Below are 25,159 nucleotides of genomic sequence, written 5' to 3'. Positions count from 1 at the left end.
CGCGCCTAACATGCTGACTTAATGACATATTCTCACAGGCGGTGTTTAAGTCGGGTCATAGTCGGCGCGGCAGCCGGCGATGCGTCGGGAAAAGCTGACCACTTGTCGGCCGGCAATGCAGCGGGGGCGTCAGGAAATCCGGCCCATGGGTCTTTGCCGGCGGCGGCCGGCGGTGTGGGCACCGTCGCGGGCGGATCGAACTGATCGAAAACGTTCGCCACCGGCTGCTGTGCGACCCGAAAGCCGGGCGGAATGTCGGTCGACTGATACTTCGTCCAGGGTCCGGCAGCGGGCAGGCGATCTTGTTTCGCGTCGGCTGGCATGGGGGCGCTCCAGGCTTCAAGAACCACAGCGCCATGCAGGCGCGAAACAGAGGTTCGTTGAGAGGGGCCAAGCTAAGACTCGGCAGTGGAGCGGCTACCCGAGTTCCGCGATTTTTCCGGTGAATGTACTTTAGCGAAAAAGGCTGCGCGGAGCTAGGAAAAGATCATTGCTCAATTCGGATCTGGTGGCCAAGGCCGCACCGGCAGTTTGTCGATAAACTCGTTCACGGCGTGCACGATAGGAGACGATGGACCCTGCGTGCAATTATATAACACCGTTCCATAAATGACGTCTGCGTTTAGGTTGGCAACATCAATAAACTTCTTTTCACGAGTAATGAGCGAATTATTGATTCCTGATACATAGCCACCAACCCAAGCAATAATACTCTCTTTATACGTAATATCGTCCGGCTTAGCTACTAACTCAGAACACTGAACTATACCAACGCCGAGGATGTTGCCGGCGTGAGCGTTTCCGACGCCGATCACGACGCAAACGGTCAAAGCGAGAGGTTCCCATACATGCGGCCAACGCACCATCGCTTTGTCTTCCCCGGCCTATAGCACCCCGGCAAGATGGCTGGGTTGCGCTCAAACAATGTCATAGATACCTGCGAAACGGAACGACTGTGCCCAATCGAGCATGACTTGCCTTGTTTTGCTAAAAGTTCCACGCTCCGGCAAATTCCTAGCGACGTCCGCCGAGATCCCGGCCAAGCGAATTGAAGTGTCGGCAGGGGTGGGCCGGCCCAAGTTTGGCGGGGGCTGCGACCGATCTGGACGCGACCACCTAACCTGATGCTTCCAACCACGCTCCGGTCTAAGGGGCGCGCGTCCGCGGTGCCGGCGTGACCCAAAACCGGCGCCAACTGTGTTACTTACACTGTGCGCTCAGCAATAATTTCAGCCTCTTAGGCTTGGTCCTTGGTAGCGGTTGGGTAGCATAGCGCCAAAATCGGCCAAAAAAGGCCGTCCAGACGCGAAAAAGGGGCGCTCGGAGCGCCCCTTGGTCTTCTCCTGTTTTGCGCTTTAGCCGACTTGGCTACGCAATCTTCTTTCACCAAGAAGCGCCTTGGCCCGTGCCTTGACTGCCGGCTGCATTCCGTACCTGGCATGGTTCTCAATCGTCTGAGTCAGCGCCTCGATGCCCGCACTCCCCTCCCTTATTGCCTGGCGAAGTTTCGAGCTGGCGATCCAGAAGGCCTTAGCCTCCAGCAACCTAAATTCTTGAGTCATGTGCTGTCCTTCTGCCAGGTTTCAACTGGCGTCTGCGTCCGGGGGTGAAACGACCGACAGCTCGGCCTTCACGCACCTTTGGGCTCGCGCCTTGGACATGCGCGCGTGACCCCCGGACTATGACTATCTTTTGGAGATAGCTGTAAAGCGGTGTTTCAAACCGTCAGAACACATTACAGGCTTTGCGCAAGAAATCAAGCGTGTAAGTAGAAATTATTCGCCATCATAGGTCAGTAGACGTCGTTTGTCATTCTTTACTAGTACTCGGATATTTGAGTTAACATTGATAGAAATCCGCCGTTGTAGCAAGCTAAGCTACGCTATTAAACGCGATATCACTTATGGCCAAGTCAACACCCTACCTTAAGCGCGCCGACAACGGGATTTGGTACGTGCATTGGACCGAAGACCGGATTGGCAAACGCGTGACCACGCGCGAATACGACATAGCAAACGCGCGGAAGATTTTGGGCGCTTACCTCCTTGAAGGCGGACCGATAGCATCTCCCAGGCTGTCGAAGATTTGGGCGATCTACTGCGAAAAGCACGTCGACGTTAAAATGGCCACGCCGCAGTCCGCGCATCTCTCCTGGAAACAGCTCAGGCCTTATTTCGCCTCGCTGCGGGTGTCCGATCTGAACCAAGATGCCGTTGACGAATACGTCACAAAGCGGACCAGCGGGCGGCTAGGCCGGAAAGTTGCACCGCCAACTGTCTTACGCGAGCTGGTCTATTTACGCGCCGCGTTGCGGTTCTGCGCCGATCGGGGTTTCGTCTCGGCAAAATATGTACGCAAATTGCAATTGCCCGAACCCGGAGAACCTCGCCAACGCTGGTTACGGGACGACGAAATTGCCCGACTCAAAGAGGCCGCCAGGGCGCGCCGAAAACAGAAAGGCGGGCACCGCGCGCACCGGCTTTCTCGCGTTGAACGCTTTATCGCTCTCGCCCTAGAGACCGGAGCGCGACAGCAAGCGCTCCTTGACCTCACGTGGGAGCGGGTCGACTTCGAAATCGGGACGATCGAGCTTGACGTGCCCGGGCGGCGCAAAACCAAGAAAGGGCGTGCAACCGTGCCGATCTCGGACGCGCTGTTACCGGTTTTGGAGAGGGCGTATGCAGAGCGTATCTGCGACCTTGTACTCGACAACAATGGCGCCATCTGGCCGGGCCTCCAGCGCGTTGCTATCGACGCCGCACTGGTGGATGAGAGCAACAGATCAAAGAAGCGTCGGAACCCAAAGGCCACCGGCGTATCCGCGAATGTTTTTCGACACACCGCGGCGACCATCATGGCACGGCACGGCGCACCTATATTCAAGATCGCAAAGATACTCGGCAATTCGCCGCGGATGATTGAGCGCGTGTACGCAAAGCACCAGCCCGAAGACCTGCGGGAAGCGGTGAATTTGATATCGAACGACCCCAAAAAGCCGAAGTGATGTTTACTCGAAAACACCGTCGGCTTCGTCGCCGGCCCGACGGCCCGCGAGATCCCGACGAAGTCCCTCGAGTGCTTCTGTCAGCTCTTCCGGCGACATCTCAGCCGGCGACTTTTCGGCTCGAGCGGCATCCTTGCTGCTCGTCGAGATCATGCCGGCGGCACGTAGCAACGAGGTCCCCGCCGTCGCCCTGGCAGGGGGCGGCGCCTTCGCATCGGCCGCCACAGAGATCAATGAATCGACTGCGACCTCGATACCGATCGTCTTCAGCTTGTGGCTTACCCGCGCGAAGGCTTCGCGCTCCTCATCTTTTTTGCTCATGCGAAAACACCTCTCCTGAATTCCAGCTCGAACAGCTCGGCTTTCAATTCGTCGATTTCCGCCTGAAGGGCCTGGGCTTCTGGTGAAGCTGGCGGCGGCTCGGTCGACAGCAGCAAGCGTGTGGCCCTGCCCTGCCGGCGGTATTCGCGCTGGCGCTCGCGTTCAACAGCGCTGCCTGGCTTGTGGTCGCGTTGCCACTGCTCGTGTGCGGCGCGCTCTTCTGGGGTCATGCGTTTGAGCCGCTTCTCCCGCTTGGCCGCGGTTCGTTGCAGATCGTTCAGTTTTCGATTGAGCTTTACGTTGGCGCCCGGTGCGTCGCGATGAGGCCATGAGGGCTTGTGCCACCCGTCGCCCTTCGGCGTTTTGCCGCCGTGCTTGTGGCAGCGACCGTTGGCCATCGCGAGGTTTTGGCAGGGCTCATAGTCGCTTTTGCGAGCCGCGCCGCATTTCGGCTGAAGGTGGCGGGTGCGGTTCCATTTGATTATCGCGGCGCGGCCGATGGCAATCTGCGCCGCGCTACCGCGCCAACCACCGGGCACCTTGTGCGAGCCGGCGCCTCTCACGGCCGTTTCCCGAATAGGCGTTCGTGAGGTATCGATCTAACCCGGCCGTCTACGTTGGGGGTCGGGCTTGTCGGTCCGACAGCCCCTACGTAGTAGCGACAAGACCGACAAGCCGACAAGCATTGAAAACATTGAGTTTTTTTCGAGCTTGTCGCTTGTTTCCGACCGACAAGCCGACAAGCTCGGCCGACATACGATGCAAGTCGTTGATATTGTATCGTTTTATGCTTGTCGCCGACAAGCTGACCGACAAGACCGTCAAGCATTTTCGCCCCCACCGACCGACAAGTCGAATTCTCGCCTCAACATCCACGGAGCTGTTGCGTAGTCGCCTTTTTTGAACGCCCTTACGCGGACAGTTTGTCCGCCGCGCTCAAACGCAACACCGGCGCCAAGCAGGGCTGCCGACACCAAGCCGGTGATAGCCGGGCGGTGTTTGGCGGTTGTCAGATTGTCCTGCCGGAGCTTCTCTCCGACCGGATCCAGCAGGCCGGGCAGTTCGCACTCGTCAAAATCGCCCATCGCGATATCAACAATCCTGGCGATGTGGGCGGCCTTCGCTGTGTCCACCTCTCGTGCCGTTGCAGTCTTCATCCTGCTCTGAATGTCGACAAGCTCGAGCACAGGCGCGAAGTCCCCTTCAGCTTTCAGCCGTTCTGCCGGATCCTTATCGAACAGAGCGCTGGCAACGCCACGCGGGAGCCCGCTGCCGTTGTTCACCGGCACGGCGATGCGCTGCATGACGATCGGCGTCGTCGGCTTGCGGCTATGGCTGACCTTCGCATAGTCGAGCCGCAGCATATGGTCGGCCGGCGAGACGCCCCAATCCTTTTCATCGTCGGTTCCGGTGACGTTGCAGAGCGTGAACGCGCTGCGGACCTTGCCCACGGTTGCGAACGCGCCGCGGCCGGCGCCCATGTCGCCGCGCTGATCTCGGCTGGCCTTCGACGTGTGGTGGATGATCTCGATTGCCACCTTGTTGCGCGCAGCGATGTTGGCGATCTCCTGGAGAAGAGCGTTCATGTCGTCGTTGCTGTTTTCGACGCCGCCGGCCATCAGACTGATTTGCGGGTCCAGGACGACCAAAACCGGCCGGTATTGTTGAATGCGGCTTTCCAGAAGTTTTGCGCCCGGGGCGCGAACCAGCGGCTTCCGCGAGTCCGGCCGATGCATGATCGTGAGCGTTTCGTCATCGACCCCGGACCACAGGATGATTGCGTGCTTCATGTCCTGCGGTTCAAGCCGAAGATATTGCTGGTACGCGGCGAGGCGCCGCTGCATTTCGTCAAGCTTGTCCTCGGCATTGTAGATGATGACGGGTCCGGTCCGGTGAAGCTCTTCGAAACCGTGCCCGTTGGCGCCGCGCAGCAACTCGCGCCGGCCGGTCGCGATGATCAGAGCATCGCGGATTGCGAAAGTCGACTTGCTGATGCCGGGTTCACCCACGCATTGAGTGACGTCACCGATCGGCAATCGGGGCTCAATGAGCATTTCGCGGACGGGAAGAGACTTCGGATTTATAAGGCCGGTGACGATCTGTAGCCCGGTCGACACGATCGGCTCGTGATACTTCGCGGCAAAGTCTTCGATCAGTCGATAGTCCGCGCCGCCGTGTGCCTGGCTGGCGATGTGGGGGTACGCACCGTCGGTGTAGATGATCGCTTTGTTTCGGCCGCCGCCGTATTCGGGTTCGATCGGGTCAGCGCACGTCTTGCGATGAAACGCCGCCTTGTCTGCCAGGATCTCGTCAACAGTAACCCAGCGGCCATCGTCGAGCCGGATTTCAAACCCGCCTTTCAATTCGCCCCGCTCGACTGCAGCCGCCACGATGTCTTCGGCGTCGGCGTGGCTCCGTCCCTTCGCGGTATGCTTCGCAACCTCTGTATGCCGATATGCAGCGGAGATCGCGGCGGCCCTGTCGGCGCATGAAAGCTTGATAGCTTCGATACGGCCCGCCAACTGCTCGCGCTCGAGGTCGGAGAGCGGCGCGAGTTCGCGAGTATCGCAGAAGCCCCCGGTGGGGTTGATGATCCGCGGTTCTCGCGCACCCGACGAGTACGCTAGCCGCGCATCATCCAGGATGGCGTCGGCTTCATACCACAGCCGTTCCGGGCCTTTGGTAGCGATCTTGTCGATGAGCGTCCGCACTGACACCGCACCGCTCTTGGTGATGAAAGGAAAGCCATACCCAGCCAAGATAAGGCGATCGAAGAGCCTATCGGCAAAGGCCGCAATGTCGGAACCATCCAACACAAACGCATAGCGGTGCTGCCCTGAATTGGCACCCGTGGACTGGCCGCTGACGGTGTTGCGAACACCGGTAGAGGACGACGGCCGCAACACCATGCAGGCATTGGCGAAAGCAGGAAACACGCTGGCTAGAACGCCACTTATTTCGCCTGGCGCGCCGCGCACGCGTTGTTCGATATCGTCCGGCCAGTCTTTTACGTCGAAGTCGAGCCCGAGCACCGACGGCGCCGCCTGATGTGCGAAGAACGCCTTCCCGCGGCTGATCGCATCTGGAGCACCCTGCAGCATTGCTTCGGTGACGATGGTCGCCGATTCTTTGCCTTCGGGAGGCGGGACCAGAACGAGGGCCTCGCTTGATTTCAGCGACGTCAGGGCCTTTGAAAGAGCTGCGGCCATCTCCGGTGCGGTGCCGGCCAGACGAACGCGGCGCGCCGTTCCGGCTGCCATACCAGGGCTGCGGGAGCTTGCCGGTTTGCCCATGGCGTCGATGGTGAAGGATTTGGTGAGCGCCCCCGCGCTTTCCAAAACTGAGAAAGATATTTCACGCGTTTCGGGCGCGGTCGCCGTCCCAGGAAAAAGCTCCACAACCTTCGCCGTTTCGACGGATCTTGCGGTCGCCAAATACTGGTGGAACTTGTCAACATCGTCATGTGGTATTATGTTACCAGTACCCATATCTGACCTTCTCGCCGGTTCGCCCTTGCAGGGGCAGCCGGCGTTTCATTTTTCGTTGGAGGTCGATTGGTCGTCAGATGGACTGCGTGGCTACCCCGAACGCCGGTTCGCCTGCAGTCGGCAAGTACCAATAGTATTTGGCCATCAGATTTCGGAACTCCGACGCCTGCCGTAGCTTTTCAATCACTCGGCGGACGTTCGGCCCGGTGTTGGCGCGCTCGTGCGCAGGGAGCGCGAGCGCCAGTTCGAAGAACATCTCCCCGGGCAAGCCATCCTCACCAGAGCCCCGCGCCGTGAACATCACCATGCCGGGGGTCATCGTCTCGCCTGGGAGTAATTCGGCCACACTGAGTGGCCGCAGATCGCAGAAAACTGGTGGCCGGTCCAGCACGGTCATATGGCCGGTACGCATTGCCCGGCGACGTTCGGCACGCGACATTGAAGCGCCCATCACGCAACGAGACACTTTTCAAGAAAGGTTTCGGCATCGACCCGGCGGATAACGGTTCGGCCTGCGACTTTTGCGTGTTTGAGATCGCCGCTGCGCAATAGCTTGTAAAGCGTGCTTCGACACACCCGAAGATAATCCGCTGTTTCGTCGATTGTAAGCGCTCCAGACACAACGCTAGTCGTATTCGCTTTTGAGGACGCCATCTATGTCTCCTTTATTGTTTACTTACAATATAAGATGGACACGGGCGAGGCAAGATACGCGCAAAATCGGGTATTTCGACATACAACATTGAAAATGTATGTCGTTTCAACTCGACATACGATTCCGTTGCTTCTCCTTGCCGTGCGCGGCTTAGCGGTTCAGTGGCTTGACGGGGCGCGGCGTGCCGCAGCAACGGTTTCTCTCAACCGGCAAGGATTTCGATCACGGAAACGTGATCGATAAGTCCGACGCATCGAAGGTCAACGATTCCAGCAACGAAACCGGCGGACTTCTGCTAAGTGCTTGATTTCGTTGGTACGCCCAAGGGGAATCGAACCCCTGTTCCCGCCGTGAGAGGGCGGTGTCCTGACCGCTAGACGATGGGCGCGCTCAAGAACCGGCGATATAGGCTGACGGCTGGGAAAAAGCAACTGGGGTTCGGCGGCTTTACCGCATTGAACAAAAAGCCGCCCGGACGTTACCGCCTGGGTTCGATCAGGTCCCAGAGATTGCCGTGCAGATCGGCGAAAACCGCGACCGTGCCATAAGGCTCGAAACGCGGCGCCTCGCGGAATTCGACACCCTTTTCCAGCATCGCCGCATGGTCGCGGACAAAGTCGTCGGTTTCGAGGAACAGGAAGACCCGGCCGCCCGTCTGGTTGCCGATGCTTTGCCTCTGCGCCTCGTCGGACGCCTCAGCCAGCAGCAGCCTGGCACCCTGCCCGTTGGCCGGCGCGACCGTAACCCAGCGCTTGCCGCCGCCGAGATCGACGTCCTCGAGGAGCAGGAAACCCAGCCGTCCGACATACCAGGCGATCGCCTCGTCATAGTCCGCGACGACCAGCGCTACGGTCGCGACACGACGATGTCCGGCGAAGCCTGTCATGCCTGAAGCCTGTTCATTTCTGCGACAAACTTGTTTGTTGCATTGCTGCCGGTCATTTGTTGCGGATTGCGAACTGACCGATCAGGCGGCGCTCGGCGATATCATAGACGAATATCGCACGGCTGCCGTCGGCAAGCTCGGCATCGATCGAGATGCGATTGCCGGACAGCGACTGGTTGACCACTTTCGCCCCGACCGGAAGGACGATGTCGCCGCTCAGCGGCTCGCCGGCCGGCACCTGGATGTCGCCGGCCAGCGGCGGGGTTGCCGGCGGCGCCTTGCGGGCTTTGTAGACAATCGCCGCGATCACCACCATAAGAGCCAGCAACAGCAGGCCGAGATTGATGGCCATGAAGCGGACGAGCTTGCCACGCATCTTTTCGACCTCGGGGTCGAGCGGCTTTTCCTGATCTTCGTCGGCATCGGGCCGGGCCATGGCAAATATTCCGGAACGGTTTTCGATGAGCGCTCATAACGAAGAGGCCCCCGAATTGATAGAGGACCGATTCATGGCGGCCGAGCCGACGGTGCTGGTGGTGGGCGCGGATGCGGCCGGCCAGCGCCTCGACCAGTGGCTGGCGGCCAGCCTCGGCCCCGAGATGTCGCGCAGCCGCGTGCAGATGCTGATCAGGCAAGGCGCCGTGAGCATCGACGGCAAGCCGGCCGACGAGACCAAGCGCAAGATGATCGCAGGTGAAAGCGTCTCGGTCGCCATGCCGGAACCGGAGCCGGCCGCGCCGCAGGGCGAGGCCATCGCGCTCGATGTGCTCTATGAGGACGACGCGCTGATCGTGATCAACAAGCCGGCGGGACTTGTCGTGCATCCTGGTGCCGGCAACTGGACCGGCACGCTGGTCAACGCGTTGATCCATCATTGCGGCGACAGCCTGTCGGGCATTGGCGGGGTACGCCGGCCGGGCATTGTCCACCGCCTCGACAAGGAGACCAGCGGCGTCATGGTGGTGGCCAAGACCGACCGCGCCCATAAGGCACTGTCGGAAGCCTTCGCCGATCACGGCCGGACCGGCGATCTCGAACGCGCCTATCTGGCGTTGGTCTGGGGCATACCGCAGAGGCCGACCGGGACGGTCGATGCACCGCTTGGCCGCGCCGCCGACCGGGTGCGCCGCGCCGTGGTGCCGGAAGGCCGCGACGATGCCCGCCATGCCGTCACCCACTTTGCCGTTCAGGAGCGTTTTGGCGAAAAACAGCAGGAATTCGCCACCGCCAGCCTGGTCGAATGCCGGCTGGAAACCGGGCGCACCCACCAGATCCGTGTCCACATGGCGCATATCGGCCACCCGGTCATCGGCGACCCCGACTACGGCCAGGCGTTCCGCACCAAGGCAAACCGGCTGCCGGAGCCCCTGAAAAGTCAGGTCAAGGCATTTTCCCGGCAAGCTTTGCACGCCTGGCTCCTTGCATTTCGCCATCCCGATACCCATCTAACGATGAGGTTCGAGGCGCCGATACCGAGGGATATGGAGGAACTCGTCGGCGGCTTTCGCAATTTCTGAACCTGCCATCAACAAGCTCGAAACCGACCATCAAAAAACCTGACTGGCGTTGTTCACTTCAGCGTGACACACTGTTTCGTGTTGAACAAATGCCTGTCTTTTCTGGTTTTGTTCCTATATAAGACCTTATGTCGCGAGCGAGCCTTTTGGTGTTCGCGTCACATGCCCGCCGCGTTTCGGGGGCATCACTCCAATAGAGAGGGGGCGCTATCATGGCCCAGTCACTACCTAGTATTGTTTCCGGCGAAGGCGGCCTCAGCCGCTACCTGGAAGAAATCCGCCGCTTTCCCATGCTTCAGCCGCAGGAAGAGTACATGCTCGCAAAGCGTTATGCCGAGCATGAAGACACGTCCGCCGCGCACAAGCTCGTCACCAGCCATTTGCGGCTCGTCGCCAAGATCGCCATGGGCTATCGCGGCTACGGCCTGCCGATCGGCGAGGTGATCTCGGAAGGCAATGTCGGCCTGATGCAGGCCGTCAAGAAATTCGAACCAGAGCGCGGCTTCCGCCTCGCGACCTACGCCATGTGGTGGATCAAGGCCTCGATCCAGGAATACATCCTGCGCTCGTGGAGCCTGGTCAAGATGGGCACGACCGCCAACCAGAAGCGTCTGTTCTTCAACCTGCGCAAGGTGAAGGGCAAGATCCAGGCGCTGGACGACGGCGACCTCAAGCCCGACCAGATCGCCGAGATCGCCACGCGGCTGAACGTTACCGAGGCAGAGGTGGTGTCGATGAACCGCCGCCTGTCCGGCGATGCTTCGCTCAACGCGCCGATCCGGGCGACGGAAGGTGAGTCCGGCGAATGGCAGGACTGGCTGGTCGACGACCACGAAAGCCAGGAAGAGATGCTGATCGAGCAGGACGAGCTGGAGAACCGGCGCGGCATGCTGTCAGGCGCTCTTGCCGTGCTCAACGAGCGCGAGCGGCGCATCTTCGAGGCCCGTCGCCTCGCCGAGGAGCCGCTGACGCTGGAAGAGCTGTCGGCCGAGTTCGACATCAGCCGCGAGCGCGTGCGCCAGATCGAGGTGCGCGCCTTCGAGAAGGTGCAGGACGCGGTCAAGGCCGCCGCAAAGCGCCAGACCCAGGCGCTGCGCACCATCGAGGCACAGCCGGCGGCTTAACCCGGCTTCGGCGACAAAACATCAAGGCGGCGTCAGGAAACTGGCGCCGCCTTTTTCGTACGCGCGGCCGGGCGTCGCAGCTATCGGCTCAAAGCGCATCCAGCGGAAATTTCAGGTACCGCCTTCCATTGGCTTCCGGTTCCGGTAGCCGGCCGCCATTCATGTTGACCTGCAGCGCATGCAGGATGAGCCGCGGCATTGGCAATGTCTTGTCGCGAGCCTCGCGCAGCGCCACGAATTCGGCCTCGCTGCGCGCGGCAACGAGATGGATATTTTTGGCCTTCTGGAGGCCAACCGTGCTTTCCCACAAGGGCTCGCGGCCGCCGGCCTGATAGTCATGGCCGACGAAGACGCGCGTCTCATCGGGCAGTGCCAGTATCTCCTGGATCGAGCGCCACAGCCGCGCGGCGCTGCCGCCGGGGAAATCCGCCCGTGCCGTGCCGCTGTCGGGCATGAACAGCGTGTCGTGCACGAAGGCGGCGTCGCCGATCACATAGGTGATCGAGGCCAGCGTATGTCCCGGCGAGAACAGCACCTTGACCGGAAGGCTGCCGATCGCAAACATCTCGCCTTCCCTGAACAGCCTGTCCCACTGCGAGCCGTCGGCGGGAAAATACGGCCAGTTGTAGATCGTCTTCCACAGGGCCTGGACGTCGACGACCCTGGCGCCGATCGCCGTCTGCGCCCTGGTCTTCTGTTTCAAATAGTGCGCGGCCGAGAAATGGTCGGCATGCGGGTGGGTGTCGAGGATCCACTCGATCTCCAGCCCGTTGTCTCCGACGAAATCGAGCAGGGCGTCAGCGCTCTTCGTTCCCGTTGCACCGGATTTCTCATCGAAGTCGAGGATCGGATCGATGATGGCGCATCGCTTTGTCGCCGGATCGGCGACGACATACTGAATGGCTCCGGTCGGCTTGTCGTAAAAGCCCCTGACCTCAGGTCTTGCCAAGGCCAAGTCCAAACCGAACTCCCCAACCCAGCCGGCAGGAACGATTTTCTCCGCCAAGCTCCAACAAGAGCATGGTTGTCCACCCAGGCAGGCCAGTCAAGCATGACTTGGCCCGCTTGGGTGGAAAAGACAAAAACCGTTCCGATGCCCGTTTCAGGCGGACGGCTGTTTGGTCTTCCTGAGATAAGGCAGGATGGTCTCAAAGGCGCCAAAACGCTTGATCGCATCTTCGTTGGAAACGGCGGCGGTGATGATGACGTCCTCACCCTGCTTCCAGTTTGCCGGCGTCGCCACCTGATGCTTGGCGGTGAGCTGCATGGAATCGACCGCGCGCAGGATCTCGTCGAAGTTGCGGCCCGTGGTCATCGGATAGGTCAGCACCAGCTTGATCTTCTTGTCCGGCCCGATGACATAGACCGAGCGCACGGTGGCGTTGTCGGCCGGCGTGCGGCCTTCCGAGGTCTCGCCGGCGCCGGCGGGCAGCATGTCGTAGAGCTTGGCGACCTTGAGGTCCTTGTCGCCGATCAGCGGATAGTGCACCGTCTGGCCGGTCGCCGTCTTGATGTCGGCCTGCCATTTGTCATGGCTCGCAACCGGATCGACGGAGATGCCGATGATCTTGACGTTGCGTTTCTTGAACTCGCCTTCCAGACCGGCCATCGTGCCGAGTTCGGTCGTGCAGACAGGTGTGAAATTCTTCGGGTGGCTGAAGAGGATCGCCCAGCCGTCGCCGATCCAGTCGTGAAAGCTGATCGTCCCCTGCGTGGTCTCGGCGGTGAAATCCGGCGCGATGTCGTTGATACGAAGGCTCATGGTTCCTACCCCTGTGAATGCCGCCCGTTGGCGGTCTGCCACCCTTTTATCACTCCATCGGCGACGTTCAAAACGGTGAGGTCGCCGGCAGTGATGCAGGCCGCGAAAAATTTTCGCCATTTCTTGAGGAATATAGGAATTTCGCTGTCGGCGTCGCTAAAGTCTAGGATTTCACGGCCAGCGACGTGGCGAGATCTTCCATCCGCTGCGCCAGCGCGCCAAGCGCGTTGGTCAGCACGCTGTCGCTCTTGTCGGCCTTGGTCAGCGCCTCGTCGCGCGTCTTGCGCAAGGTCAGCACTTCGCTTTCCATGCCCTTGACGCGCTTCTGCAGTTCCGAGAGTTCGTCCATCACCATGATGCCGGCCATCACGGTCAGCCGCTGGTCGCCGATCTCGCCGAAAGAATCCTTCAGATGCGAGACGTAACGGTCGAAGCGTTCGGCGAGGTCGATCAGATGCTCTTCCTGGCCTTCGTCGCAGGCCATCCGATACTGTTTGCCGTCGATTGAAACCGTGACCTGTGCCATGGGCCAGCTCCTATCTGTCCAACACGGCGCGGATGGTTTCCATGGCGGTCACCAGCCGTCGTGATACTTCCTTGTTGGCGTCCTCCAGCCGTTCGGCGCGCGCTTCGGAATTGTCGAGTTCCTGCGCCAGCCGGGAGCGGTCGGCATTCATCCGCTGCACCTCGGCCTCGGCTTCCGAGTAGTCGCGTTCATGCTCGAGCTTGGCCGCGACGGCATTTTCCAGCCCCTCGATGGCCTTACCCAGCCTGGCGATGACTTCCTTGAGCGTGGTTTCCCCGGTCATGGCCTTCGTCCTGTGCCCTGCCCATCACCGAATCGTTCGCGTTCAGAACGCGTTATCCCTGAAACATTAGGCACCGGGTGAAGGCAACGTCAACAAAGCTCTCGCGACTGTCCCCCGCTAACGCTAATGTAGGCCCGCCGCCAGCATCACAAGGCCGGCAAATCTGCGCCCGATTTGTTGACTAAAAGCCCGCGCCTGCTATGTGTCGCGCACCTTTTCAAGGGCGCTCCCAAGCCCCCAAACCCCCACCTTTGGAGGAACCATGACGTCGCGTGAACAACATGACCGGATGGCCAATGCGATCCGCTTTCTCTCCATGGATGCCGTCGAGAAGGCCAATTCCGGCCATCCCGGCCTGCCCATGGGCTGCGCCGACATTGCAACGGTGCTGTTCACCCGCTTCCTGAAATTTGACGCCAAGGCGCCGCACTGGGCCGACCGTGACCGCTTCATCCTGTCGGCCGGCCATGGTTCGATGCTGCTCTACTCGCTGCTCTATCTGACCGGCTACGAGGACATGACCCTCGACCAGATCAAGAATTTCCGCCAGCTCGGCTCCAAGACGGCCGGCCATCCCGAATACGGCCATGCGGACGGCATCGAGACGACGACCGGCCCGCTCGGCCAGGGCCTCGCCAATTCGGTCGGCTTCGCGCTCGGCGAGCGCATCATGAACGCCGCCTTCGGCAACGACCTCGTCAGCCACTATACCTATGTGCTGGCCGGTGACGGCTGCTTGATGGAAGGTGTTTCCCAGGAAGCCATCGCGCTGGCCGGGCATCTCAAGCTCAACAAGCTGATCGTCTTCTGGGACAACAACAACATCTCGATCGACGGCCCGGTCTCGCTCGCCGACAACACCGACCAGGTTGCCCGCTTCCAGGCCTCAGGCTGGAATGCCAGCCATATCGACGGCACCGATCCGGAAGCCATCGCCTATGCCATCGAGGCCGCCCGCCATTCCGACAAGCCGACGATGATCGCCTGCAAGACGACCATCGGCTTCGGCGCTCCGACCAAGGCCGGCACCAACAAGGCGCACGGCTCGCCGCTCGGCGCCGAGGAAATCGCCGGTGCGCGCAAGTTCTTCAACTGGGAGTCGCCGCCCTTCGAGATCCCGGCCGACATCCTCGATGCCTGGCGCGCCGCCGGCAAGGCCGGCGCCAAGCCGCGCGCCGACTGGGAAGGCCGTCTCGCCAAGGCCGAGCCGAAGCTGAAGGCCGAGTTCGAGCGCCGCCTGGCCGGCAAGCTGCCGTCCAATTTCGACGCCGTCATCGCCGATTACAAGAAGAAGCTCTCGGCCGACAAGCCGAAGGTCGCCACCCGCAAGTCGTCGGAAATGGCGCTTGAGGTCATCAACGGCGCCGTGCCCGAAACCATCGGCGGCTCGGCCGACCTCACCGGCTCCAACAACACCAAGACCAGCCAGACCAAGAACATCACGCCGGACGATTACGGCCAGCGCTATGTCCACTATGGCATCCGCGAGCACGGCATGGCCGCGGCCATCAACGGCCTGACGCTGCATGGCGGCCTCATCGCCTATGGCGGCACCTTCATGTGCTTCTCCGACTATGCCCGCCCGTCGATGCGGCTTTCCTCGCTGATGGGCATCCGCTCGATCTTCGTCATGACCCATGATTCCATCGGTCTGGGCGAAGACGGCCCGACCCACCAGCCGGTCGAGCACCTGGCGGCCCTGCGCGCCATTCCCAACCACAATGTCTTCCGCCCGGCCGACGCTGTGGAAACCGCGGAATGCTGGCAGATCGCGCTCGAATCCGAAAAGACACCGTCGACGCTGGCGCTGACCCGCCAGAACCTGCCGACGGTACGCACCGAGCACTCGGCCAGGAACCTGAGCAGCCAGGGCGCCTACGAACTGGCCGCGGCCAGCGGCGAGGCGGCGGTGACGATCTTCGCCACCGGCTCCGAGGTCGAGATCGCGCTCGGCGCCCGCGACCTGCTCGAGAAGCACGGCCACCCGACCCGCGTCGTGTCGGTGCCTTGCTTCGAGCTTTTCGACAAGCAGAGCGACGACTATCGCAAGAAGACGATCGGCAACGCGCCGATCAAGATGGCGATCGAGGCAGGCATCCGTCAGGGCTGGGATCACCTCATCGGCTCGGACGGCATCTTCGTCGGCATGACCGGCTTCGGCGCCTCGGGCACGATCGAACAGCTCTACCCGCATTTCGGCATCACCGCCGAGGCAGCGGCCAAGGCGGCGGAAGCCCGCCTGCACGCCAAGTAAGGCTATGCATGCCGCCCAAAAGCGTGTCGCGTTTTGGGATAACGGGATGCACAAAACAATGATGCCCCGGCGGAACCGCGCAAAGCGATTTCGCCGGACTGGCCCAAGCTAATCGATTTAAATCTGTATCGCTTTGGCTGGATTCTTTGTCCGTCCGCCGCTATGAAGCTGCGGACCCATCGTCAGCCTTCCAGCTCCCAGGGAGAGAAAAATGACCGTCAGAGTTGCCATCAACGGATTCGGCCGCATCGGCCGCAACATCCTGCGCGCCATCCATGAATCCGGCCGCAACGACATCGACGTCGTCGCCGTCAACGATCTCGGCCCGGTCGAGACCAACGCCCACCTGCTGCGCTACGACAGCGTGCATGGCCGCTTCCCGCATGAAGTGTCGGTGTCCGGCGACCAGATCACCGTCGGCAAGGAAAAGTTCAAGGTCACCGCCATCAAGGACCCGACGCAGCTGCCATGGAAGGAGCTCGGCGTCGACATCGCGCTCGAATGCACCGGCATCTTCACCGCCCGCGACAAGGCCGCCGCGCACCTGACCGCCGGCGCCAAGCGCGTGCTGGTCTCGGCACCCGCCGACGGCGCCGACCTGACCGTTGTCTACGGCATCAACCACGACAAGCTGACCAAGGACCATATCGTCATCTCGAACGCGTCGTGCACCACCAACTGCCTGGCGCCGCTGGCCGCCGTGCTGCATGAGACGGTCGGCATCGAAAAGGGCATGATGACGACGATCCACTCCTACACCGGCGACCAGCCGACGCTGGACACCATGCACAAGGATCTCTACCGCGCCCGTGCAGCGGCCCTGTCGCAGATCCCGACCTCGACCGGTGCCGCAAAGGCGATCGGCCTCGTTCTCCCCGACCTCAAGGGCAAGCTCGACGGCATCTCGATCCGCGTGCCGACCCCGAACGTCTCGGTCGTCGACTTCAAGTTCATCGCCAAGCGCGCCACCACCGTGCAGGAAATCAACGAAGCGGTCATCGCCGCTTCCAACGGCAAGCTGAAGGGCATTCTCGGCGTCACCCATCACCCGAATGTCTCGATCGACTTCAACCATGATCCGCGCTCCTCGATCATGGCGCTCGACCAGACCAAGGTTATGGACGGCAACTTCGTTTCGGTGCTGTCCTGGTACGACAATGAGTGGGGTTTCTCGAACCGCATGGGCGACACCGCTGTCGCCTTCGGCAAGACCATCGCCTGATCGCGGACCCGTCTTCTCGACACCTGAAACGCCCGGCTTCGTCCGGGCGTTTTTCATTTGCCGGAGCAGCAACGCCGAACCATCGGAAAATCAACGGCTCGCCCCAAAAAACCACCCCCGCGCCTTGCACTGGCCATGCCTTCGCCCCACTCTCCCGTAAATCGATAGAAAGAGGAATTCGAGGGGCAAATCACGGATGGAGCATGCGATCTATCTCGTCACGCTGGTCGGCACGGCGCTCGTTGTCGCCGCCGCGTTTTCGAGCCTGATCGCCTTCCGCTTCGGCGCCCCTCTCCTGCTGCTCTTTCTCTGCATCGGGCTCGCCACGGGAACCGACGGCCTCGGCATCGAATTCGACAATGCCCGCATCGCCTATTTTGCCGGCTCACTGGCGTTGGCGGTCATCCTGTTCGATTCCGGCTTCGGCACACCGCTCAACGCCTTGCGGCAGGCGGCGGGCCCGGCGCTCTCGCTGGCGACCTTCGGCGTGCTTCTCACCACGGGCCTGTTCGGAGCGGCAGCCTACTATCTGCTTGATCTCAGCTGGCTGGAATCCTTCCTGCTTGGCGCCGCCGTCGCTTCGACCGACGCCGCGGCGGTGTTCTTCCTGCTGCGCGCCGGCGAGATCAATCTGCGTGAGCGCGTGCGCTCGACGCTCGAAGTGGAATCCGGCACCAATGACCCGATCGCCATCTTCCTGACCATCACCCTGGTCGAGGTCATCGCCGCCCACGCCAACCCCGAAACCAACGTCCTGGTCACCAACCTGATCCTTGGCTTTCTCGTCAATATGGGCCTTGGCGCCGTCGTCGGCGCACTCGGCGGCCTCGCCATCGTGCGCCTCGTCGACCGGCTCAATCTCGACCACGGACTGCTGCCGATCTTCGTGCTGACCCTGTCGCTGATGGTCTTCGCCGCCGCCGGCGCCATCGGCGGCTCCGGTTTCTTGGCGGTCTATATCGCCGGCCTCATTGCCGGCAATTCCGACATCCGCGCCGTCACCATCCTCAAGCGTTTCCAGGACGGCATGTCGTGGCTGGCGCAGATCATCATGTTCCTGATCCTCGGCCTGTTCGCCACCCCCTCGCAATTTCCCGCGATCATGGTGCCGGCGATAGCGCTTGGCCTTTTTCTGATGTTCGTCGCCCGCCCGATCGCTGTCTGGCTCTGCCTGATCCCGTTCCGCCTGCCGCGCCCCGAAGTCGCGTTCGTCTCCTGGGTCGGCCTGCGCGGCGCCGTCTCGATCCTGCTCGCCATCACCCCGTTGCTCGGCGGGCTGGAGAACGGCCGCACCATCTTCAACGCCGCCTTCATCATCGTGCTGGTGTCGCTGGTCATCCAGGGTTGGACGGTCGGTCCGCTGGCGCGTCGCCTCGGCCTCATCGTGCCGGCACGCCTTGGGCCGCTGGACAAGGTCGAGTTGGAATTGCCGGGCTCCGCCCATCACGAGCTCCTCGCCTATCGCGTGGCGCATGGCAGTCCGGTGGCGCGCGGCGAGCGCATTCCGCGCTGGGCGCGGCCCTCACTGGTGCTGCGTGACGGACGATCCATGCGCTTCCAGGACATGGGGCGGCTCGCCGCCGGCGACCAGGTCTACATCTTCGTGCCGGACCGCTATCCGCGCCTGCTCGACAAGCTGTTCGCCAGCCGCGCGGTGGTCGACCCGGAAGATGCCGATTTCTTCGGTGCCTTCGCGGTCGACCCGGCACGCTCCGGCGCCGAACTGGAAGCCGCTTATGCGCCCGGTCTGACCGAGGCGGAGCAGAAGCTCACCGTCGGCGCTCTGGTCACGGCGCGGCTTGGCGGCCATGCCGAATATGCCGATCGCGTACTGATCGGCTCGATCGAGCTGATCGTCAGGGATGTCGACGACAAGGGCAGGATCATGGGTCTCGGTCTTTCCTTCGAGCCGACCGCGCCGGTGGCGCGGGTGCCGGTGTTCCTGAGTGCCGGCGAGATGGGCGACCGCCTCGGCGCCTTCATCCGCAATTGGCGCAAGCCCACCGAGACGCAGGAAGCGGCAGCACAGGCCGAAGACGCCCCCAAGCCGCCGGTTGAAAAAGCCACGACCGGGAGCTGAAACAAGCTATCGCTGGCCCTGCCCCGTCATCACCGGGCGATCTTCACGGACTATGTTCCCGCCCGCCTCAAAATTTCGCGCCACAGCGCGGTCAAAGCCTTGCATCGGCACCGATGCGGGGTATGGTCCCGGCGATTTTCCCGAGGAAAGGAACCCGCATGGCCGCCTTCAAGACCCTGGACGATATCGGCAACATCAGCGGCAAGCGCGTGCTGGTGCGCGTCGACCTCAACGTTCCCGTCGCCGACGGCAAGGTCACCGACGCCACCCGCATCGAACGCATCGCGCCGACCATCGCCGAACTGTCCGGCAAGGGCGCCAAGGTCATCCTGCTCGCTCATTTCGGCCGCCCCAAGGATGGACCCTCGCCGGAATTCTCGCTGGAGCCGATCGCCAGGGCGACGGCGCAGGTGCTCGGCCGTCCCGTCGGCTTTGCCTCGGATTGCGTCGGCGACACAGCGGGAAGTGCCGTCGCGGCCATGAACAAGGGCGACGTGCTGCTCTTCGAGAACACCCGTTTCTACAAGGCCGAGGAAAAGAACGACCCGGCCTTCAGCGAAAAGCTCGCCGCCAATGGCGACATTTTCGTCAACGACGCCTTTTCCGCCGCGCATCGCGCCCACTCTTCCACAGAAGGGCTGGCGCACCTGTTGCCTTCCTTTGCCGGCCGCACCATGCAGGCCGAGCTCGAAGCGCTGGAGAAGGGCCTGGGCAATCCGGTCCGCCCGGTCGTCGCCATCGTCGGCGGCGCCAAGGTCTCGACCAAGATCGACCTTTTGATGAACCTGGTGAAGAAGGTCGACGCGCTGGTGATCGGCGGCGGCATGGCCAACACCTTCCTCGCCGCGCGCGGCACCGATGTCGGCAAGTCGCTGTGCGAGCATGACCTTGCCCCCACCGCCAAGCAGATCATGATCGAGGCGGCCGAGGCAGGCTGCGCCATCATCCTGCCGGTCGACGGCGTCGTCGCCAGGGAATTCAAGGCAGGCGCCGCCTGCGAGACCGTCGCCATCTCCGACGTGCCGCCCGACGGCATGATCCTCGATGTCGGCGAAAAGACCGTGAAGACGATCGGCGAATGGATCGACCGCGCCGCGACGCTGGTGTGGAACGGCCCGCTCGGCGCCTTCGAGATCGAGCCGTTCGATCACGCCACGGTGGCAGCGGCAAAACACGCGGCCGCGCGCACCAAGGCCGGCAAGCTGGTCTCCGTCGCCGGTGGCGGCGATACGGTGGCGGCGCTCAACCACGCCGGCGTCGCCGACGACTTCACCTATGTCTCGACCGCCGGCGGTGCCTTCCTGGAATGGATGGAAGGCAAGCCGCTGCCCGGCGTGGACGTGCTGAAGCGGTAAGCAGTTCCGGGAAAAGCCCGCAACGCTTTTCCCTTGGGAATTGCCTCGAGACTCACGCGCATCTCGCAGCCAGGCGGAACCGCCTGACGTCGCATAAATGCAGCTGGAACAGGCAAGGCAATCAACCCAAAGAGAGTGCTCAGCGGCACTCTCGACTTTCAATCGATTCGAGCTTTCCGATGCCATTCCTTTGGCGGTAGACTTCCGTTAAGCGCGGAACGGACCCCTTTCAGGAGAAGCACAATGAGCGAACGTCTCGAAGACATAGCCGCCGCGATCGTGGCCAACGGCAAGGGCCTGCTGGCCGCCGACGAAAGTTCCGGCACCATCAAGAAGCGTTTCGATGTCATCGGCGTCGAATCGACCGCCGACAGCCGTCGCGACTATCGCGAGATGATGTTCCGCGCCAAGGACGCGATGACCAAGTACATTTCCGGCGTCATCCTCTATGACGAGACGATCCGCCAGAAGGCCGCCGACGGCACGCCGCTGGTCGACATCATCAAGGCATCGGGCGCCATCCCCGGCATCAAGGTCGATGCCGGCGCCAAGCCGCTGGCCGGCTTTCCCGGCGACACCGTCACCGAAGGCCTCGACGGCCTGCGCGAGCGCCTTGCCGACTATTACAAGCTCGGCGCCCGCTTCGCCAAATGGCGCGCGGTGATCGACATCGATACCGGCAAGGGGGTGCCTTCTGCCAATTCGATCAGCGCGAACACCCATGCGCTCGCCCGCTATGCCGCCCTTTGCCAGGAGGCCGGCATCGTGCCGATCGTCGAGCCGGAAGTGCTGATGGACGGCGCCCACGACATCGGCACCTGCTACGAGGTCTCGAAGGCGACGCTGATCAAGCTTTACGATGAACTCCATGCGGCGCGCGTCGTGCTGGAAGGCACGATCCTGAAGCCCAACATGGTCCTGTCGGGCAAGAAGTCGGGCACGGTGGACAGTCCTGAAAAGGTCGCCGAGATGACCATAAAACTGTTCCGTGAGACGGTGCCGGCGGCCGTCCCGGGGATCGCCTTCCTCTCCGGCGGTCAGGAGGACGAGGAGGCGACCGCCAACCTCAACGCCATCAACGCCATCGGGCCGCATCCGTGGAAACTGACCTTCTCCTATGGCCGCGCGCTGCAGGCCGCCCCGCAGAAGGCATGGAGCGGCAAGGCGTCGAACGTCGCCGCCGGCCAGGCCGCCTTCACCCATCGCGCCCACATGAACTATCTGGCCGCGCTCGGAAAATGGAAGGCCAGCCTCGAACAGGCCGCCTGAGCCAGCTTTTCCGTCTCCGTTCAAACCCGGGCCAATGCGCCCGGGTTTTTGTTGCCCGCGATTTGGGGGAAGACCTCCTCATCCCTATTTCCTCTGGGCGCTGCCGGCAATGTCGGTTTGCGCTCGTCCCGAACGTCCTGGGGATGAGAGACAGGGAGAAGTTCATGCATCGCAACAAGGTCGTTTCACGCGAAGACTGGTTCCAGGCGCACAAGGCGCATCTGGCGCGTGAGAAGGAACTGACGCGATTGCGCGAGCGTGTTGCGGCCGAGCGGCGGGAACTGCCCTGGCTGAAAGTAAGGAAGGACTACGTCTTTGAGACGGAGCAAGGGCCGAAGAAACTGGCCGAGCTTTTCGCCAACCGCAGCCAGCTGATCGTCTATCACTTCGTGTTCGCGCCAGGTTCCACCCATCACTGCGAAAGCTGTGCCTTCGTCGCTGACCATATGGACGGCGCCAACCGCCATCTCAGGCATCATGACGTGTCGCTTGTCACAATATCACGGGCGCCGCTCGCCGAGCTGCTGCCCTACAAGCATCGCATGGGCTGGACGTTCGACTGGGTGTCTTCCTACGCGTCGGACTTCAACTTCGATATGCAGGTGTCGTTCACCGACAAGCAGATCGCATCCGGCGACGCGGTCTACAATTTCGAAACACCGGTGCTGACATCGAAGGACCTGCCCGGCACCACTGTCTTCTACAGGGGCGAGACCGGTGACATCTTCCTGACCTTCATGTCACGCGCCCGCGGCAGCGAGCAGTTTATCGGCGCCTATCAGTATCTCGACATCGCTCCGAAAGGCCGCGACGAGACCGGTCCCTACGGCACCTTCATGGACTGGGTGCGGCTGCACGATGAATATGGAAACCGATCGCGACAGGACGACGTATACCCTTAGGGCACCGGCCGGCGATGCAAGGATCCGTTCACCTCGGCCCAAACATGCGCTAAGCCTGCCGCAGATCATTCCACGGTTCTGCCATGCGCTTCCCGGCCTTTCTCACCTGGCTCGCCTTCCCCGTCTATGTCTGGCAGGGGCTCGGCGTGCGCCGCCGCACCACGCGCATGCTGCCGGCGCAGGGACCGGTCATGCACGAGATACCAGGCGAGGCGCCTGATATCGCGTTGCTGGTGCTGGGCGATTCCTCGGCCGCCTCGGTCGGCATCGGCAATTCCGAGGACGGGCTTGCCGCGCAGCTCGCCGTGCTGATTGCGCAGCGCACCGGCCGCGCCGTGCGCTGGCGCGCCGCCGGCTTCAATTCGGCGACGTCGGGCCAGATCCGCGACCATGTCCTGCCCAATCTGTCGGCTGACCCGTGGACGCACATCGTGCTTGCCATCGGCACCAACGACACCAAGAATTTTCATTCGGTGCCGCGCTTCAAGAAGGAGTTCGGCGGCCTGCTCTACGGCCTGCGCGCCAAATGGCCGGAGGCACGCGTGGTTTGGTCGCCAGTGCTGGAATTCACGCGGGCGCCGGCCATGCCGCCGCTGCTCGGCAAGATCCTCGAGATCCGCGCCACCGCAATGAACCGGATGGGCGAACGGCTCTGCCTGGAGCGCGGCGCGGTGCCGGCCCCGCGCCTGCCGATCACCAATCCCGAACAGGGTTTCGCCTCGGACGGCTTCCACGCCTCGGAAGCGGGCTACCGCGCCTGGGCCGAGCATCTCGTCGGTCTGGTGCTCGCCAGCTGAACACCGACGGCCGACGCAGGCCTATGTCAAATGCCCGAGCACGGCCGCCAGCGAGATCGCGGCCATGGCCAGCAGCGCCAGCTTCCAGAAATCGCCGCGGCGCTTGAGCCCTGGCCAGCCGATCGGTTTGATCAACTGGATGACCATGAAGCCGATGATGACAAGGGCGAGGAGTTTCGTCATGCCGCCTTTGACCAGCAACGCGGCCCGCTGTCAAAGCCGAGAAAGAACGGGCGCCACGTTCCCGAACTGGACCGCGGTGCCCGCCGGTTTTGCGGGGGCGACCTACTTCAGCGGCTTGAGGCCGGCCTCGATCGAGGCGCGTTTCGGTTCCAGGAACGGCGGCAGGGCCAGGCTTTCGCCCAGCGTCTCCAGCGGCTCGTCGGCGGTGAAGCCCGGCCCGTCCGTGGCGATCTCGAACAGGATGCCGTTGGGCTCACGGAAATAGAGCGAGCGGAAGTAGTAGCGCTCGACCTCGCCGCTCGACGGCAGGCGGAATTCGGCCAGACGGGCGGTCCATTGATGCAGCGTCTCCTGGTCCGGCACCCGGAAGGCAACATGGTGAACCGCACCGGCGCCTTGCCTTGCGGGAGCCAGCCCGGGCTGCACGGCGACATGAAGCTCCGCCGCCGGCCCGCCAGCGCCCATTTCGAAGACATGGACCTGGCCTTCGCCATCCGGCGAAGCATAGTCGCGGCCCTTGCGCATGTTCATCACCCTGGTCAGCACCGCCTCGGTATTGGTGATGTCGGGAACACTGATGACGATCGGCCCGAGCCCGCGGATCTGATGCTCGGCCGGCACCGGGCTTTGCGCCCAGGGATGGCTGCCGCCCTTGCCGCCATCGCTGACGAGCCGCAGGCGCTGGCCTTCAGGATCCTCGAAATCGAACGACGGGTAGCCGCCGATGTCGGTGATCTCGCCTGTCACGATGTTTTCGCCGGCCAGGTGCTGTTTCCACCAGGTCAGGCTTTCCGGGCTGCCGACCCTGAGGCTGGTTCGCGCGATGCTGTGGGTGCCGCGCCGTTCGCGGCCAACGGGCCAGTCGAAGAAGGTGAGGTCGGTGCCCGGCGTCGCTTCGCCGTCGGCATAGAAAAGGTGATAGGCCGACGTGTCGTCCTGGTTCACCGTCTTCTTGACCAGCCGCAAGCCCAGCACCTTCGTATAGAAATGAAGATTGCCCGGTGCGTTGGCGGTGATGGCGGTCAGATGGTGGATTCCCGTCAGTTGCAGGCTCATGGTCGTCTCCCTGGTTTTGGGGAAGAATTTTCTCCTTCCATATCAGAACTGTGGTCACTCCGCTGAAGGCCGCCTATCCCGACAGTTCGTCGCCTCCAATTGAACAATGAAGCCCACATAGGCAGCCTTAAGGTGAACAATCCTCGATCCGCAAGCTGGTCGACGATCGCGGCCGAGGGCAATTTCCACCAACGGGAACGATCGTCGCGCGCCCTGCCACCCTCCTGACAGACTGCTGTCAGGAGGGGTGTGCGATACTGCCTCCAGTTAGAGAGAGGAGAATAGCCATGAACGGTTCCACCATCCTGCGCGGCATGCGCCACTATGTCGGCAAGGTTCGCACCATGCGCAACGAAATTCGCACGCAGCGTTTCATGAACGCTCTGCCAGCGGACATCCGAAAGGATATCGGCTGGCCCGATATGTACGCGGAACGTCGCTCCCGCAGCAATTGAGGCGAATTTTTCGACATTGA

The 25,159-nt window shown here is 62.2% G+C and carries 27 protein-coding genes and 1 tRNA gene; 11 read left to right on the top strand and 17 right to left on the bottom strand.

Features of this window, described 5'->3' with window-relative positions; translation table 11 throughout:
- Positions 1 to 32: 32 nt before the first annotated feature.
- The 3 genes from QQK95_RS30875 to QQK95_RS30865 all read right to left on the bottom strand — a co-directional run bounded on the left by QQK95_RS30875 (position 33) and on the right by QQK95_RS30865 (position 1,562).
- On the bottom strand, positions 33 to 323 hold the full coding sequence (locus QQK95_RS30875; RefSeq protein ID WP_284278261.1) for a hypothetical protein: 291 nt from the start codon (positions 321 to 323) through the stop codon (positions 33 to 35).
- A 171-nt stretch (positions 324 to 494) separates the two neighbouring features.
- Complete coding sequence (locus QQK95_RS30870; protein ID WP_284278260.1) at positions 495 to 866, bottom strand: hypothetical protein; 372 nt, start codon at positions 864 to 866, stop codon at positions 495 to 497.
- Positions 867 to 1,355: 489 nt separating this feature from the next.
- Positions 1,356 to 1,562, bottom strand: coding sequence for a hypothetical protein (locus QQK95_RS30865; RefSeq protein ID WP_284278259.1), 207 nt, complete (start codon positions 1,560 to 1,562; stop codon positions 1,356 to 1,358).
- 341 nt (positions 1,563 to 1,903) lie between these two features.
- Between QQK95_RS30865 and QQK95_RS30860 the strand changes: the two genes are divergently transcribed.
- Complete coding sequence (locus tag QQK95_RS30860) at positions 1,904 to 3,004, top strand: tyrosine-type recombinase/integrase (RefSeq protein ID WP_284278257.1); 1,101 nt, start codon at positions 1,904 to 1,906, stop codon at positions 3,002 to 3,004.
- Between the two features lie 3 nt (positions 3,005 to 3,007).
- Here QQK95_RS30860 and QQK95_RS30855 read toward each other — a convergent pair whose 3' ends face one another.
- From QQK95_RS30855 to QQK95_RS30820, 8 genes are all read right to left on the bottom strand, one after another.
- Positions 3,008 to 3,325, bottom strand: coding sequence for a hypothetical protein (locus QQK95_RS30855; protein WP_284278255.1), 318 nt, complete (start codon positions 3,323 to 3,325; stop codon positions 3,008 to 3,010).
- A complete protein-coding gene (locus tag QQK95_RS30850) occupies positions 3,322 to 3,888 on the bottom strand; it encodes a hypothetical protein (RefSeq protein WP_284278253.1) in 567 nt (188 codons plus the stop codon). Before QQK95_RS30850 ends, QQK95_RS30855 begins: the two co-directional genes overlap by 4 nt.
- Positions 3,889 to 4,146: 258 nt before the next feature.
- Positions 4,147 to 6,813, bottom strand: a complete 2,667-nt coding sequence (locus QQK95_RS30845) for an AAA family ATPase (protein ID WP_284278252.1) — start codon at positions 6,811 to 6,813, stop codon at positions 4,147 to 4,149.
- Between the two features lie 73 nt (positions 6,814 to 6,886).
- Positions 6,887 to 7,252, bottom strand: a complete 366-nt coding sequence (locus QQK95_RS30840) for a hypothetical protein (protein WP_284278250.1) — start codon at positions 7,250 to 7,252, stop codon at positions 6,887 to 6,889.
- 11 nt (positions 7,253 to 7,263) lie between these two features.
- On the bottom strand, positions 7,264 to 7,467 hold the full coding sequence (locus QQK95_RS30835; RefSeq protein ID WP_284278249.1) for a helix-turn-helix domain-containing protein: 204 nt from the start codon (positions 7,465 to 7,467) through the stop codon (positions 7,264 to 7,266).
- A 314-nt stretch (positions 7,468 to 7,781) separates the two neighbouring features.
- Positions 7,782 to 7,856, bottom strand: a tRNA-Glu gene (locus tag QQK95_RS30830).
- 90 nt (positions 7,857 to 7,946) lie between these two features.
- Positions 7,947 to 8,354, bottom strand: a complete 408-nt coding sequence (locus QQK95_RS30825; RefSeq protein WP_284278248.1) for a VOC family protein — start codon at positions 8,352 to 8,354, stop codon at positions 7,947 to 7,949.
- 52 nt (positions 8,355 to 8,406) lie between these two features.
- The gene (locus QQK95_RS30820) at positions 8,407 to 8,790 is read right to left on the bottom strand and encodes a fimbrial protein (protein WP_284278247.1); all 384 of its coding nucleotides are present in this window, start codon (positions 8,788 to 8,790) and stop codon (positions 8,407 to 8,409) included.
- A gap of 25 nt (positions 8,791 to 8,815) precedes the next feature.
- Between QQK95_RS30820 and QQK95_RS30815 the strand changes: the two genes are divergently transcribed.
- On the top strand, positions 8,816 to 9,871 hold the full coding sequence (locus QQK95_RS30815) for an RluA family pseudouridine synthase (RefSeq protein ID WP_284278246.1): 1,056 nt from the start codon (positions 8,816 to 8,818) through the stop codon (positions 9,869 to 9,871).
- A 212-nt stretch (positions 9,872 to 10,083) separates the two neighbouring features.
- Positions 10,084 to 10,995: an RNA polymerase sigma factor RpoH gene (gene rpoH, locus QQK95_RS30810; protein WP_010911914.1), complete on the top strand. Its 912-nt coding sequence runs from the start codon at positions 10,084 to 10,086 to the stop codon at positions 10,993 to 10,995.
- Between the two features lie 88 nt (positions 10,996 to 11,083).
- On the opposite strand, the gene QQK95_RS30805 is transcribed toward rpoH, so the two are convergent.
- The 4 genes from QQK95_RS30805 to QQK95_RS30790 form a co-directional block, all read right to left on the bottom strand.
- Complete coding sequence (locus QQK95_RS30805) at positions 11,084 to 11,944, bottom strand: MBL fold metallo-hydrolase (protein ID WP_409371720.1); 861 nt, start codon at positions 11,942 to 11,944, stop codon at positions 11,084 to 11,086.
- 153 nt (positions 11,945 to 12,097) lie between these two features.
- Positions 12,098 to 12,757, bottom strand: coding sequence for a peroxiredoxin (locus QQK95_RS30800; RefSeq protein ID WP_019861622.1), 660 nt, complete (start codon positions 12,755 to 12,757; stop codon positions 12,098 to 12,100).
- Positions 12,758 to 12,920: 163 nt separating this feature from the next.
- Positions 12,921 to 13,283 carry a cell division protein ZapA gene (locus tag QQK95_RS30795; RefSeq protein ID WP_010911917.1) on the bottom strand — a complete coding sequence of 121 codons (363 nt, stop codon included), beginning with the start codon at positions 13,281 to 13,283 and terminating at the stop codon, positions 12,921 to 12,923.
- Positions 13,284 to 13,293: 10 nt separating this feature from the next.
- Entirely contained in the window at positions 13,294 to 13,566 is a 273-nt protein-coding gene (locus QQK95_RS30790) for a DUF4164 domain-containing protein (protein WP_006200774.1), read from the bottom strand.
- 262 nt (positions 13,567 to 13,828) lie between these two features.
- Here QQK95_RS30790 and tkt point away from each other — a divergent pair, with 262 nt between their 5' ends.
- The 7 genes from tkt to QQK95_RS30755 all read left to right on the top strand — a co-directional run bounded on the left by tkt (position 13,829) and on the right by QQK95_RS30755 (position 23,445).
- A complete protein-coding gene (tkt, locus tag QQK95_RS30785; RefSeq protein WP_284278234.1) occupies positions 13,829 to 15,820 on the top strand; it encodes a transketolase in 1,992 nt (663 codons plus the stop codon).
- Positions 15,821 to 16,031: 211 nt separating this feature from the next.
- Positions 16,032 to 17,042: a type I glyceraldehyde-3-phosphate dehydrogenase gene (gene gap / locus QQK95_RS30780; RefSeq protein WP_284278232.1), complete on the top strand. Its 1,011-nt coding sequence runs from the start codon at positions 16,032 to 16,034 to the stop codon at positions 17,040 to 17,042.
- Positions 17,043 to 17,238: 196 nt separating this feature from the next.
- On the top strand, positions 17,239 to 19,122 hold the full coding sequence (locus tag QQK95_RS30775) for a potassium/proton antiporter (protein WP_284278231.1): 1,884 nt from the start codon (positions 17,239 to 17,241) through the stop codon (positions 19,120 to 19,122).
- Between the two features lie 158 nt (positions 19,123 to 19,280).
- Positions 19,281 to 20,477 (top strand): phosphoglycerate kinase, encoded by a 1,197-nt coding sequence (locus QQK95_RS30770; RefSeq protein ID WP_284278229.1) that lies wholly within the window; start codon positions 19,281 to 19,283, stop codon positions 20,475 to 20,477.
- Positions 20,478 to 20,720: 243 nt separating this feature from the next.
- A complete protein-coding gene (locus QQK95_RS30765) occupies positions 20,721 to 21,746 on the top strand; it encodes a class I fructose-bisphosphate aldolase (RefSeq protein ID WP_284278228.1) in 1,026 nt (341 codons plus the stop codon).
- A gap of 164 nt (positions 21,747 to 21,910) precedes the next feature.
- Complete coding sequence (locus tag QQK95_RS30760; protein WP_284278227.1) at positions 21,911 to 22,648, top strand: DUF899 domain-containing protein; 738 nt, start codon at positions 21,911 to 21,913, stop codon at positions 22,646 to 22,648.
- An 83-nt stretch (positions 22,649 to 22,731) separates the two neighbouring features.
- The gene (locus QQK95_RS30755; RefSeq protein ID WP_284278226.1) at positions 22,732 to 23,445 is read left to right on the top strand and encodes an SGNH/GDSL hydrolase family protein; all 714 of its coding nucleotides are present in this window, start codon (positions 22,732 to 22,734) and stop codon (positions 23,443 to 23,445) included.
- A gap of 21 nt (positions 23,446 to 23,466) precedes the next feature.
- Here the strand turns inward: QQK95_RS30755 and QQK95_RS30750 are convergent, their stop codons facing one another.
- Entirely contained in the window at positions 23,467 to 23,628 is a 162-nt protein-coding gene (locus QQK95_RS30750; RefSeq protein WP_080643995.1) for a hypothetical protein, read from the bottom strand.
- Positions 23,629 to 23,730: 102 nt separating this feature from the next.
- Entirely contained in the window at positions 23,731 to 24,684 is a 954-nt protein-coding gene (locus QQK95_RS30745; protein ID WP_284278223.1) for a ring-cleaving dioxygenase, read from the bottom strand.
- Between the two features lie 287 nt (positions 24,685 to 24,971).
- On the opposite strand from QQK95_RS30745, the gene QQK95_RS30740 reads away from it, so the two are divergent.
- On the top strand, positions 24,972 to 25,139 hold the full coding sequence (locus tag QQK95_RS30740; RefSeq protein WP_284278222.1) for a hypothetical protein: 168 nt from the start codon (positions 24,972 to 24,974) through the stop codon (positions 25,137 to 25,139).
- Positions 25,140 to 25,159: the final 20 nt, after the last annotated feature.

Source organism: Mesorhizobium huakuii, assembly GCF_030160235.1.
In the GTDB taxonomy this organism is placed as follows: domain Bacteria; phylum Pseudomonadota; class Alphaproteobacteria; order Rhizobiales; family Rhizobiaceae; genus Mesorhizobium; species Mesorhizobium huakuii.
This window is presented reverse-complemented; position numbering and strand designations above follow the sequence as displayed.